7 protein-coding genes are annotated in these 13,028 nt (G+C 43.5%); 3 read left to right on the top strand and 4 right to left on the bottom strand.

Features of this window, described 5'->3' with window-relative positions; translation table 11 throughout:
• Positions 1-59: 59 nt before the first annotated feature.
• Positions 60-5,096 (bottom strand): lipase family protein, encoded by a 5,037-nt coding sequence (locus Q5691_RS17240; RefSeq protein ID WP_333345847.1) that lies wholly within the window; start codon positions 5,094-5,096, stop codon positions 60-62.
• A 363-nt stretch (positions 5,097-5,459) separates the two neighbouring features.
• Between Q5691_RS17240 and Q5691_RS17235 the strand changes: the two genes are divergently transcribed.
• Positions 5,460-7,160: an NB-ARC domain-containing protein gene (locus tag Q5691_RS17235; protein WP_333345841.1), complete on the top strand. Its 1,701-nt coding sequence runs from the start codon at positions 5,460-5,462 to the stop codon at positions 7,158-7,160.
• 84 nt (positions 7,161-7,244) lie between these two features.
• Here the strand turns inward: Q5691_RS17235 and Q5691_RS17230 are convergent, their stop codons facing one another.
• A complete protein-coding gene (locus tag Q5691_RS17230) occupies positions 7,245-8,225 on the bottom strand; it encodes an ABC transporter ATP-binding protein (protein WP_333345850.1) in 981 nt (326 codons plus the stop codon).
• A 112-nt stretch (positions 8,226-8,337) separates the two neighbouring features.
• Between Q5691_RS17230 and Q5691_RS17225 the strand changes: the two genes are divergently transcribed.
• Positions 8,338-8,526, top strand: coding sequence for a hypothetical protein (locus Q5691_RS17225; protein WP_333214433.1), 189 nt, complete (start codon positions 8,338-8,340; stop codon positions 8,524-8,526).
• A gap of 89 nt (positions 8,527-8,615) precedes the next feature.
• Here Q5691_RS17225 and Q5691_RS17220 read toward each other — a convergent pair whose 3' ends face one another.
• Positions 8,616-9,545 carry a phosphoribulokinase gene (locus Q5691_RS17220; protein WP_333083222.1) on the bottom strand — a complete coding sequence of 310 codons (930 nt, stop codon included), beginning with the start codon at positions 9,543-9,545 and terminating at the stop codon, positions 8,616-8,618.
• Positions 9,546-10,181: 636 nt separating this feature from the next.
• On the opposite strand from Q5691_RS17220, the gene Q5691_RS17215 reads away from it, so the two are divergent.
• On the top strand, positions 10,182-11,315 hold the full coding sequence (locus Q5691_RS17215) for an adenylate/guanylate cyclase domain-containing protein (RefSeq protein WP_333214435.1): 1,134 nt from the start codon (positions 10,182-10,184) through the stop codon (positions 11,313-11,315).
• 67 nt (positions 11,316-11,382) lie between these two features.
• On the opposite strand, the gene Q5691_RS17210 is transcribed toward Q5691_RS17215, so the two are convergent.
• Positions 11,383-13,026, bottom strand: coding sequence for a GTP-binding protein (locus Q5691_RS17210; protein ID WP_333345838.1), 1,644 nt, complete (start codon positions 13,024-13,026; stop codon positions 11,383-11,385).
• Positions 13,027-13,028 lie beyond the last annotated feature (2 nt).

Here is a 13,028-nt window from a genome sequence, read left to right as displayed (position 1 = left end):
TTTGGTAAAAATTGTAATCTCACACTTTTTTCATTATAACCGATAACTAATCAACTTATTTATTTTTCATTCCTTAGCTGACTAGGTGATATGCCAGCAACCACACCTAATATTTGATTATTTCCTGCTATCTGGATAACTGTGTTGTTATTAACAGGAATCAGGATTAAGTTAGAGACTGTTAATCCATCTGTTAAGGCAATTCTATCAATTCCTACTTGGAAATCCCTGATAGTATCGGCTAGAGAATCAGTAGCTACCGCAGCCTTGGTGGGCAGAACAAAAGTATCAACATCTGGCCCGCCAAATAAGATATCTTGACCTAAACCGCCAATGAGAGTGTCATTGCCTATATCGCCATATATTTGATCGTCACCTTTTCTTCCAAAAAGTAAATCGTTGCCTTTTCCGCCAATTATCAGATCGTTAGTCTGATTGCCGTTGATAACATCATCATCTTCATTTCCATAGAGGGTGTCGCTTTCGCCAATGCCACCTACGGTATCATTTCCAGTCAAGCCATAGATGACATCAGGCTCAAAAGTACCAACCAAGTTATCGTTTCCTGAAGTTCCCAAAATTGGAACTTTTTGAGCAGGAGTAGATCCACTGCTCCCTATTGGATTAATTATCAGTGAAGCTTGGCTGTTGATAGGGTTAGGATCTGGTTCATTAACAGCCGTGACTGCCGCTAGATTAGTAATTGAGTTAGGCGCAGTAACAATTGCTGTAAGTTTTAAAGTCCGGGTTAGATTATCTTTCATGTTCCCTACATTCCAGACACCTGTAGTATTGTCATAACTACCTTGTTCGGGTGTGTCAGATACAAAACTCAGTCCGGGAGGTAATAGGTTAGTAACATTGATGCTACTGGCAATACCGATTCCCTTGTTGGTCAAAGCCAGAGTTATGTTAACTTGATCTCCCACCTTGGGAGTAGGGTTATCAACTGTCTGAGTCAAGTCTAGATCGGCCGAATCTGGATCTTTGGCATTAACTTTTGTCCGCTGAATGAGAGTATTATTAACCGATTCTGAATCAACTTCTTTGCTCGTAACGCTGGCATTATTACTGAAATTTCCCGCAGCGATGGAAGTGGCATTAATAGTGACTATTGCAGATTCACCCGTGTTTAAATCACCCAATTCAGCAGTAATGGTTCCATTGTTATTTTCGGGGGTTCCACCCTTACTAGAGGTAGCAGAAACATCTTTCAATCCAGATGGCAACTCGTTAGTGAAGGTAACACCTGTAGCTTTAGTGGGACTATTGTTGGTGACAGTTAGGCTGTAGGTAAGTTTATCTCCTAGATTTACGGTGGTAGGAGTTCCCGTTGCGGTGATGCTAAGGTCAGTAGAAATTGGTTTGACTGATGTAGTTAGAACAGCGATATCGTTGGTAGCATCAGGATCGAAAGTTTTACTCGTCACCTGAGCACTGCCAGTGATATTTCCTGTTATTGGCGGAGTAACAGTGACGTTGATAGTTTTAGCTTCACCGTTGTTTAAGTTGCCGAGGTCAAAGGTGAGTTTATTTCCTGACCTTTGAGTGGGATTGATACTAGCAGAAATGAATTCTACGCCCTCTGGCAATGTGTCTGCAAGACTTACTTCTTTGGCGTTACTCGTTCCTTTATTGGTGACGGTGACAGTATAGGTTAAGTTATTCCCAACTGTCGTGGTATCTGCATTGGCTGTTTTGGTAACAGATAAATCTGCTGCTTCACTCACCCGTACAGGATTCGGAGAGTAGCTGAAAACTGGTGGGTTATTGTCATCTACTACCATTGCATAGATGTAGTAATCTCCCGCTGGTACACCTTCTGTGTTCCAAGTGAAATTACCAGTACCGTCCGTTTCATCAAGACCATCTTTGATTAAAATGCCATTAAACCCCTGGTTATCAGTGTCGTAGAAAAAGCTGACTTTAGCATTAGAATCAGGGTCAAAAGCGTTGTAGTTAATGGTAACATTTTGCCCGCTCGCATCTGTAAGCAAACTACTGATATTTCGCTCTATAACATCTGTAGCCACATTAATGACTTGAACAGTAGGAGCTTTGGAATCTCGGAAAGCACTATATTGTACGTTACCTAAACCAGCGGGGTTTGCTACCTTAATATCCCAAATTCCTGATGTAGGATTCGGTACAATAACGGCTTTAGTGGTGGAAGTGCTGAGAGCAGGAACAATGGCAATGCTATTAGCAGCAAATTCTGACTCATTGATGATTGTTCCGTTAGGCGTTTTAACTTGAACTGGTACGTTGTTGGTGGCAGTATCCCAGTTGGCATTCATAATCAGCCACTGAGTGTTTGGAGTAATTGTGAAGCTACTTGTTTTAGGTAAGGCATTACCAAAAAAACCTTGAACTTGTGGAGTACCATTTTTGGGAGGTGCAAGAAAAACTTTAACTGTAGCGTCAGGTGTTATTACTATCGGATCTCGAAAAGGAATAGGGATTACTACTGATGGTAACTTGCCATAGGCTTGAATAAGGTCATCAGAAAAATCATTGTTATTAGTGTAATCTATTCTAAATTCACCGTCTGCTAAAGGCACACCTCCAAAGTTAACTTTACCCAAGATAGGTGCATCAATATTAATTTCGGGAAATTTTACATTACCCGTTCCCTGTGCATTAAAGTTCAAATCAGAATCAGTTTGCAAGTTTAATTTGCCTTTAATGAAATCTCCTAATACAGAAACATTGAGACCTTTTTCACCACTGCTAAGAGTTTTTTTATTCCAGTTTAATTCTAACTGTCCATTTCCTTCAACTACTCCTGCATTTTTATTTTTATCACTAATGAGTTTGATTCCTCCGTCTAGTGTAAAACTCTCTTTACTAATCTTGAAGCCTGCATCAATGTCAACAAGCTGACCAGAGAATTCACCGCCTGCCCAGTCAGGTAACTTTAGTTTTAACTCAGGCAAACTATCAGTTATATTGGCTTTCAAACCAAAATCAAGCTTTTGAAGTTCGCCAATATCTAATTTTTCAACAGCAGCAATATTACCTAGAGTACCCTGTAATTTCTGCAAAGAAAAGCCTGTTTGTCCAAGGGGGAGATTAAGACCATCTACACCTAAAGTAGCAGAGTCAAGTTTTTTGTCTTTAAAACCAACCCCTGCAACAATTCCTTTCTCGATAACAGGAAAAAATATTACCCCTTCCCCTTCAACTTTTTTCTCTATTGTATCAATAGATAGCTTAGTTTCTTTAAGCTTAAGGAGATTAGGTATGATTGGTAGTTCTGGTATATAAAGCTCACCTTTGACATCAATACCGCTCTTACTAATCTGGATAAAGTTGTCATTTGTAAAGTTAGCACTCACGTTAAATAGCTTTGGCAGACTGACTGTACCTTGAAGCTTTAATGTATCATTAGGCTGTACATATTTCATGGCCAAGTCGATCGGCTTGACATCAATCAGATCGAGTAGATTCAAGTCTAGCTTGGGTAAGGGAATGCTGCTATCCCTTTGGACAGATTCAGAACCAGGGTTAGATTCGTTGAGAGTCTTTACAATTTCTGTCAATCCAGTACCGATGTTGTTGATCGCTCCTCCAGTAATATCAGCCACAATCCCAACTGTCTTTCTAGCTGCTTCAGTAGTTCCTCGAAACAGTAGTAATGGTGGTACAAATGCTAATGACTTAACATTTCCTGGCGCAACACCAGCAAGTGCCCCTGTAGCCAAACCTATAAGGGATGTATATTCTGGATCGACGTAAGCAAAGAAGGGGTCACTCAACCAGTTTGTAGAACCGTTATTAACTACTGTTCTTACATCCCCTGGTTTAACTGAATTTTTGTTTTTGCCATCTGCTGATGGTTGGTCATAGGTTGGTTGATCGTAGTTTACCTCCTGAGTCAAAACGGGTAGTAAATGATTGTTAAGAGGATTAAAGTTAAAGAAATCCCTCAGTTGGAACTTACCTGGTAAATATGCTTCACCAGCAAGGCTGACAAAATCGCCAGAAACAATATAATGATTGACATTAGAGACATTTTGTGGGTTAAAATTGCCTACAAAACTTCTGCCAATACCAGGTGAATTGAAGGTTACTATCTCTCCTAACTTGCCACCGCGATTGGTGAAGTCAGCCGCAAACAATTGGGTTAATGCACCTCCCAAACTGTGACCAGTAATATCGGGCGCTAAAAGATTGGGATTTTTAGATGGATCGCGACTTACTTGGGATAACCATTCAAGGGGTGTAAACCTTACATTATCATCAGCAGGATTGACATCTCGGCTAGCTTCATATTGATTGAAACCAACTCCTCTGGGGTCGATATCTGAGAAAATATCTGCAAATAAGTTAGCTGTCGGTTCCGTACCCCGAATTGCTAGAACTGGAGCATCCCCGCGAGTTGATGTCAACCCCAGGGCAAAAAAACCTGTCTTTGTTGTGTTTGTATCGTCAAAAACTCGGTCTACTTTGTAGCCGTTAACGATATCTTGAAACCGCTTCCCATCGTAAATATTACTGAGATCCTGCCCTAATAATTGCTGCCACGTTTGCTCTACTATATTCTTACCATTACTATCTAAAATAGTTTTGCCATTTTTGTAAGCAACATCTTTGGCAAGAAATTCGTATTTTGCATCCTTGCTAATGTTTGATGAAGTAGGAGAAGTGTTAGGGTTATTAGTCGAGTTCGGTGGGGTTGTGGTAGGAGTAGTAGTCGAATCTGGTGGAGTTGTGGTCGAATCTGGTAGAGTTGTGGATATGGTATACTCCCAAAATGTATCCTTGTCATTAGTTGCTAATATCACTTGCAACTTATCAGAATTTCCAGAGGGGATTGTAACCGTACCACTTCCTGCACCGGATACAAACCCTGTATTTAAAATTTCTTTCCCCTCATAACGAAGTATGAGATTGTCAGGAATTGGTAGCATATCGTAAGAATATTCGGCTGTTCCCCCTCCGTTTGAATCTAACTTGAGAGTTTGTTGACTTCCTTCAAAGCCACCTGTTACCAAACCAGTGGTTGCCTTCGCTATCCGAACAACTCCCTCATCTGATACCCCACTCACATCCACTGCACTACCCAACAACACATCATCTGTCAGTAACTTCATAATCCCATCTCCTCACAAATATAGTTGCGTCAAAACCAGCAAAGCCCGCCTTGCAAGCCTTCCTAGATATCTATCAGGGCCTTCATCTGCTTTTTATGCAGTTCGCCCTGTTTTTGTAATAAAACTTTACATTGCTCCAACAGCAGATAAGCTGTATCCCCGATCGCCCGCCAGATGCACCGTCAAACGTACCTGACAACCAAACACATCATTTCACAATACTCCACAATCCTGAATATGTATAGGCTTAACGGCTCACCATTTGGCTCAACATCAAAGGCTCACTTGGCTCATTTGGCTCATTTGGCTCACCAAATCATGTAACATTCTTTACTAAGGCATAATTTCCGTAGAGGAGTAGCAATGGCAGGTTTGCTCAGAGCATCCGAAGAAGGGCTAAAAATCATTGACATGGTAAGACGCAATCTCGGATGGAATAAAGCAGATGAGCTCTGGTGTCAGGCTGCTCTCACTTCAAAAGCAACTTTAAAGCGATTTTGGACGCAGCAACCAATTAGACGAGAGACTTTTATACACATTTGCAAAGCTGTAGGTGTGAAAAACTGGCAAGACATTGTTGCGCGGGAAATTCAAGAACCAGAATTACTATCAGCCCCGATCGCAGATATCCCCCTAGACAACCAAACCGATCGCACTTTCCCCCTCCCAGAAAACTTACCCCCCATCAGAAATTGGGTACAGCGCACCAAAGAAATCGACACCTTAAAAACCCTAATCACAGCTCCCCCCCTTACCAATGAATCGCCCACTCTTGCTCCCCCCCTTACCAAGGGGGGGCTGGGGGGGGTTCCCATCGCCATCTCAATTGTCGGATTACCGGGCATCGGAAAAACCACCCTCGCCAGCCAACTAATTCGCCAAATCCACACAGAAAAAACCCCCTTCACCTGCGCCGCTTGGCAATCCTTGCAATCCGCAACAGGCAAAGCACCCCCCTTCGATCGCATAATTGACTCCCTGCTATTCACCCTATCTAACGGCGAGATTACCGCAGCCGTCAATGCTCAAAATGACTGCGGCAAAAAAACCGAAAATCTGCTCAAAATCCTCAGAGATAAACCTTGCTTGCTCGTTTTCGATCGCGCCGACACACTTTTGAAAGCTGGAGAGGCAAAAGCGGCTGGTTATTTCGCAGAGGATTGTGCAGAATATGCTTGGTTATTCAAACAACTGTTAGAAACAGAACATCAAAGTAAAATTATTTTCACCAGTCGCGAAAGCTTAGCCGAATTGCCGTCAACAGTCACCCGCGAAATCCAGCTAAACGGATTGAATCAAGAGGCGGCAGTTGCCCTATTGCAATCTTTTAATCTGACTGCAAATGCAGAGGAATTAGCGGAAATATGCGATCGCTATTCAGGACATCCCAAAGCCTTACAACTCGTCGCAGCCTTGATTCGAGATGATACCGAGTTTCAGGGAAATGTCGGGATTTTTCTGCACCAGAGAGACTGGTTGCTGATTCGAGATATTGAAAGAGCTATCGATGAAATCATAGCGCGTCTTAGCGACGGCGAGCAAACTTGTCTCAGCCGAATTTCTGTCTACCAAACCTCAGAATATCCGCTATCTTTTGCCGGAATTAGCGCTCAAATGCCAGAAGTTAGCAAGTATGAGCTTAAAGAAAATATTATTCAAGCACTCAAACGCCGACAATTGCTATATTACGATCGCCATCTCAAATCCTATCACTTGCATCCCCTAGTCCGAGAAAAGGGCGAGTACCTGCTAAATCAAAATCCTGAAAATCTCCGTACCGCCCACAGCCAAGCCTATAGTTATTATATCAGCATTCCGCTCAAACCTAAATCGGAATGGCAAGATATCGAGGATATTAAGCCGTTAATCAGAGCGCACTATCATGCTTCTCAAGCAGGAGATTTAGATGCAGCAAATGCGATTATTTCTGAAGTTTGTGAGTATCTGCGGCAGTGGAATTGTGCAGAGTTAGTATGTGCAAATCTACAGTTGCCATTGTTAACGGAAGTAAAAAACATTAGCTTTTCAGAGGCGGGCAAGATGCCCACCCCACAAGAAACTTGATGTGCTGTGGAACGGGCATCTTGCCCGTTTCTATAGTCAGGGCGGGAAAAATGCCCACCTCACAATCAACTTGATGTATAAAGTTCAACTACTAGAATAAATTCCTCTTTCTTGCAGTTGCTGCATAAAAAACTCTTCCAAACTAGGCTTAGCCAAATTCATCCCAATTAGCTGCCCTCCCGTACCGCTCAGACTAGAAAGAAACTCCTTCGGATCGCCCTGCAAATGACCGTACCACAAATCATTATCAACTTCCATATCCGGTATCCATTTTTTCAGGATATTCAAGTGACCGCCCCTACCTTCAACCCGGTAAGTTTCAGTATTACCTAGGATTTCGTCGATCGCACCAATGCAGATTAACTCACCTTTCGCCAAAATTGCTACCCGATCGCAAATCTTCTCCACATCAGACAATATATGCGAATTAAAAAAAATTGTTTTTCCTTGATTTTTCAGCGATAAAATTATCTCCCGCATCTGATAGCGTCCCATCGGATCTAAACCAGACATCGGCTCATCTAAAAATACCACATCTGGATTGTTAATCAAAGCTTGAGCCATGCCGATCCGTTGCAGCATTCCCTTAGAATACTGGCGCAACTGTTTTTTAATTGCCGCCGATTGAGATAGTCCAACTAAGTCTAGCAAATTCGGAATTCGCTGTCGCTGAATCGAGGGGGGAATTTGAAATAACCCCGCCGCAAATTGCAAGAATTCCCAGCCCGTGAGATAATCGTAAAAATAGGGATTTTCTGGCAAATAGCCGACTCGCTGCTTCACAGTGCGATCGCCCAAAGGCCTCCCCAACAGCAGCGCCCGCCCAGAAGTGGGGCGCACTATACCCAGCAAAGTTTTCAGCAGCGTAGTTTTCCCCGCTCCATTTTGCCCTAACAACCCAAAAGTTTCCCCCTCAGAGACAGTCAGAGTGCAATTTTTGAGCGATTCAATTTTTTCATTCATCCAAAAGCCGGTACGGTAGAACTTCCCCAGATTAAATGTTTCCACAACTGGGGTAGCTCTGGGTATCTCGGTGGGATTTGGCGCATCTACAAGAGGTTCCATTTTTGTCAGAGAAATAACTAGCACCTGATTATATTCTATTGCATAAGTTAAGTAATAATGTTGATATTTTTAATGTTAAACTAATATTAGCTGTAGTTAAAATTTGCTGAATATGGATCGTTCAAAACTTGTTGCTATTATCACTGGAGTGATTTCTATAATTTTAGCAGTTGCCTATCTGCTGCTTGTCACCATCCTCGACTTCCGAGGCGAAATGCTGCCTGCACCTCAAAGTCAGTTGCCAGTCTCCATGCCACTTCAGCAATTAGGCACTGCTAACCCGACTTTGCGAGTACATTAGTTATTGGTTATTGGTTATTGGTTATTAATCCTTGCAATAACAACCAACAACTAACAACCAACAACTGCCAACTGCCAACTGCCAACTAACTAATACACATGAATTGCTTTCATCATGTGATATGCAACTAGCAACTGCGTCAAAGCTAGCGGGTAACTTTGCAAAACTTCGCCAGTTGTGCCGATAAGTTTGCCAATTTCCGGGTTGCCTTGGGCCGAGCAAAATCCCCGCAGGTGCGGCAACTCGCTACACAACATCATTTCCAGTTCGTTTACTTGCTCGCTGGTAGCGTGGGAGTCTACTTCCAAAACGTCAACTGGTTTGCCCATATCCCGATCGAGTCCCAAGCGAATTGCAGGTTTAAAACTCTCGCTGCCTCGACCTAAAATTTCAGTAAAATCAGGGTGAGGAATTGTCGGTCTGAGCACTAAACGGACGCTTAAATTCGATTCATTATCCGCTTCTGGCGGGTAAAAACTAACTACAACGTCGGCCGATTTGCGCTGAGGACGAATGAAGTCTTCCGAGTCGGGTTCCCGTTTTTTTATTTCTGCAAGCACCTGTTCTTCAGTATAACCGCGCTTCATGATATCGCGCTTAACTTTCCACTGAGTTCGCAACTCTTCGGGAGGAGCAAGATACACTTTTACGTCGTAAGAATCGCGGATGGTTCGGGTTGCGTAACCCAGCAAACCTTCAACTATTACAAATTTGCTGGGCTTGATGTATTCCGGTGGGTCGAATGTACCTGTGGTGTGGTTGTAGATGGGTTTGAGAATTGCTTGTCCGGTACGCAGCAGGCTGAGGTGCTGCTGCATGATATCGAGATAATTGCAGTCGGGATGCAATGCTGTGATTCCGATTTCTGCCCGCTGCTTTCTGTCGTAGCGATGATAGTCGTCAGTGCAAATCACAGTGACATTTTCTGGTCCCAATACTTGGGCAATTCCCCGCGTCAGGGTGGTTTTGCCCGCTGCGCTGTCTCCGACAATACCGAGAATAATTGGTCGATCGCTCATTGTTTTTACCCGGACGCACAATAGCAAATTTTGTTGTCAATCTTAAATCTTATCAAAGTTGTGTTCGATCCGATCGCTCGGATGGTTTGACTTGATCCCGCCCCCGGATTCTCCCCCATGTGTAAAATTATTGTTATATTTCTTAATATAATGCGACACCGCAGACTCAGGGAGCATCAGATAAAAAGATCACGCCCATTTCTTACCGCCCACGATGTCGATCGTACTTTTGAATCCAGCTCCGCGTCAGAATTTAGGGAAAATTACCCCTGCAAAGTGTCCGGGTAGTCTCCTTGGTCTTTTGTAGTGCAAATTGCAGCGGTGGGGCTTGTGAGATATTTTTGGTTTCCAAACCCGCAGCAAGCAGTGAATCAATTCGCCAGTCAATCAATCGACGCCCAGGTCGATCGAATTTATCCGCAATATGAAATTTTAGCCCCAGCTTTCGTTGTTTTGACAAATTAGTATAATAAATTTGACTTGAGGAGGCAATCATGCCCTCACAAACCTGTTTTTTTTCCTCTTGCTTGCCTTCGGCCATGCGTCTTTCCGTGAAAAAAAATAGGTTTGGACGCACCTGTGCGTAATTTATAAATTTAAACAAATTTTAAGTTTAACTAAGCCCGTAGCAAGCCGATGAATCAATTATCTTCAGAAAAATTAAGGGGCAGTATTTTAATTGTGGACGACAGTCTTAACAATTTATTGTTAATGGAGCTGATATTATCCAGGAAAGGCTATAAAGTAGAAGCTGCATCTAGCGGTCAAGAGGCACTCGATGCTGTGGATTTGGCTCAGCCTGACTTGATTTTGCTCGATATTATGATGCCCGATATGGATGGCTATGAAGTTTGCAGTCGCTTGAAAGCGAACGCTAGCACTCGTGGCATTCCCATTATTTTTCTGAGTGCTGTGGTACAAGCTTCTGAGAAGGTGAAAGCCTTTAATGCTGGCGGGGCGGACTACATTACTAAACCTTTTCAAACCGTAGAGGTGGTAGCTAGGGTAGAAAATCAATTGCGGCTGCGGGAACTAGAGTTGCAACTGAGGGATAAAAATCTGATGTTGCAGCAGGAAATCGCCTATCGGGAACAGGCAGAAATGGAAACGCGCTTGCTGTTGGAAAAAACCAAGTCTCAGAAAGAAAAAATTGAAGAATTGCTATTAAATATTTTGCCGAAACCGATTGCAGATCGCTTGCAGGAGGGACAAAGCATAATTGCTGACAGCTTTTCGGAGGTCAGCGTTTTATTCGCCGATTTGGTGGGATTTACGAATTTTGCCTCTCAAAAAAGTGCGACAGAAACGGTGAAAGTTCTCAATCAAATTTTTAGTCTATTTGACGAGTTATCGTTACGGCACGGTTTGGAGAAAATCAAAACTATGGGTGACGCTTACATGGTAGTCGGCGGTTTGCCAGAACCGCAGGAAAATCATGCTTTTGCTATTGCCCAAATGGCGCTGGATATGCAATCTGCTGTCGCTAGCTTCAATGTCCAAAACAATCACAACTTTAGTCTCCGCATTGGCATAAATATTGGTGGGGTGGTGGCGGGAGTCATTGGTTTAACTAAATTTAGTTACGATTTGTGGGGGGATACAGTAAATGTTGCTCAGCGGATGGAATCAAGCGGTATTCCGGGGGAAATTCAGGTGAGTGCTGCGGTTTACGATCGTTTAAAAGATAAATTTTTGTTTAAAAAGCGCGGTGCTGTTGAGATTAAAGGTAAAGGAGAAATGATCGTTTATTTGTTGGTGGGAAGAAATTAGTTATTAGTCAGTTGACAGTTGGCAGTTGACAATTCCCAATTCCCCATTCCCAATTCCCCATTCCCAATTACCACTCATCGTTTCGTTTGTTGCTGTAAGTTTCCCAATCGTCTTGTTGCGGCGGCTGATACAAGGATTCTTGTTCGACTTCTGGTTCCAATTCCGCTGACATTTCTAAGTCTGGTTCCGATTCTTGCTGATAGATGTTCAGAGGTTCGACAACGCGGGCGAGCGCATCTTTGACAAATGCTTTGACAAACTCGTCTTTCCGATTTAACTGAAACTGCCTTTGCACAACTTCGGTAATGCCACCATCGCCCCAATCTTGGTCATGGCGGAAATATTCAATAAAACTTTTCCCGGCAATTCTGGTTAAATAAGCCGCACTGACTGCTTGAATTGCTTTGCCAAGTACAAACCCGGCTACGCTTAACTGCAGCGCCCTAGACACTACTTGAATTACGCCTTCAACTATTCCCAAACTTGCTAGGGTTTTTGCTAGAGACAATGCCAGTTCTTTCGCGCGATCGATATTTAATTCGCAGCCGTAAATCTTAGCAATTTCTACTACCATTTGAGCGTTAACTGCTGCTGTCGCTAACAAATCCACAACTGGCAAAGGCGTGACAGCAATTACTCCGGCTCCGATCCACTGAAATCGCTCTACTGCTTTATCAGCTTGCCGCCTTCTTTGAGCATCAATTAACTTGCGCGCTTGGTCTCCCAAGTGCTGAGATTGCAGCAAAATATTGTCCGCAATTAAGTCTTCGCCTTCAGCTCGCAAAATCGCAGCGACGCGCCGAATTAATGGCATAATATCCGGGTCTGGCTGAAAAATTGTGCCGTCTTCTAGTACAACTTTTTGCGGATTGGCGCTAATCGCGACTACATCCATTGCTGATACAAAACCTTTGACTCGCTGCCGCAGTCGATCGAGAATTTCATCTCTGTCGGTGTCGGGATAAAGGTCAACTTTATTAAAAACCACGATCGACCTTTTGCCAATTTCCGCCAAAGTCCGCAGCGGTTCGTACTCGGATTTTCGCAAATCGCCGTCCAAAACAAATAAGATCAAATCTGCCCTCGCCGCCAACTGCCTCGCCAATTCCTCTCTGTAAGTCCCCGCAACTCCCGCTTCCAAGATACCTGGGGTATCAGTAATTGCTAATTCTCGATCGATTCCTTTCAATTTTAGAGTGTAAGTTTCTCCAACTTCGGTAGTTCCCATCGGCGCGCCCACCTGTCCAGCCATCCGCCCCACCAACGCATTGACAGCGGAAGTTTTGCCCGCAGAACCGGTGCCGAAAACAACTACTCGAACGCTGCCCCTAGCCATGCTAGCTTCAATTTCGCGGGCTCTCAACAGCAAAGCTTGCCGCGCTACTTCATCTTGAATACGATCGACTTGTTGCCGAATTGCTTTGAGATTTTCCGAAGCTGCTTCACTTTTCACAACAGGAATCTTCGGAGTAATCGGCCGTTTTCCCTTAACTTTCTGAGGGCGTTGCAGCAACCTAAAATAGTAAAGCAGCGCAAAAATTAGCGTTCCCAAAAGTACAATTATCAGGAAAATCAGCAAATTAGCCAGCAGCGGAGAGGCAGACCACGCAACTTGACTGTAAAGCCCTGTTAAGGAACTCACCAGCCCAATAATCAGCCCCAGGGCGAGGCAGAAAGCAGCAATTAAGGTTAACAGGCGCGGCAAAGGCATGA

This window comes from Microcoleus sp. w1-18aA5 (assembly GCF_036701705.1).
Classification (GTDB): Bacteria; Cyanobacteriota; Cyanobacteriia; order Cyanobacteriales; family Microcoleaceae; genus Microcoleus.
The sequence above is the reverse complement of the archived record's forward strand: the minus strand, read 5'-3'. Positions and strand labels throughout refer to the sequence as shown.

Excerpts from the sequence above, each read along its gene's own strand:
- Q5691_RS17220 (WP_333083222.1), bottom strand. The coding sequence starts at position 9,545 with ATGAGCGATCGACCAATTATTCTCGGTATTGTCGGAGACAGCGCAGCG.
- Q5691_RS17210 (WP_333345838.1), bottom strand. The coding sequence starts at position 13,026 with ATGCCTTTGCCGCGCCTGTTAACCTTAATTGCTGCTTTCTGCCTCGCC.
- Q5691_RS17235 (WP_333345841.1), top strand. The coding sequence starts at position 5,460 with ATGGCAGGTTTGCTCAGAGCATCCGAAGAAGGGCTAAAAATCATTGAC.
- Q5691_RS17225 (WP_333214433.1), top strand. The coding sequence starts at position 8,338 with ATGGATCGTTCAAAACTTGTTGCTATTATCACTGGAGTGATTTCTATA.
- Q5691_RS17240 (WP_333345847.1), bottom strand. The coding sequence starts at position 5,096 with ATGAAGTTACTGACAGATGATGTGTTGTTGGGTAGTGCAGTGGATGTG.
- Q5691_RS17215 (WP_333214435.1), top strand. The coding sequence starts at position 10,182 with ATGAATCAATTATCTTCAGAAAAATTAAGGGGCAGTATTTTAATTGTG.
- Q5691_RS17230 (WP_333345850.1), bottom strand. The coding sequence starts at position 8,225 with ATGGAACCTCTTGTAGATGCGCCAAATCCCACCGAGATACCCAGAGCT.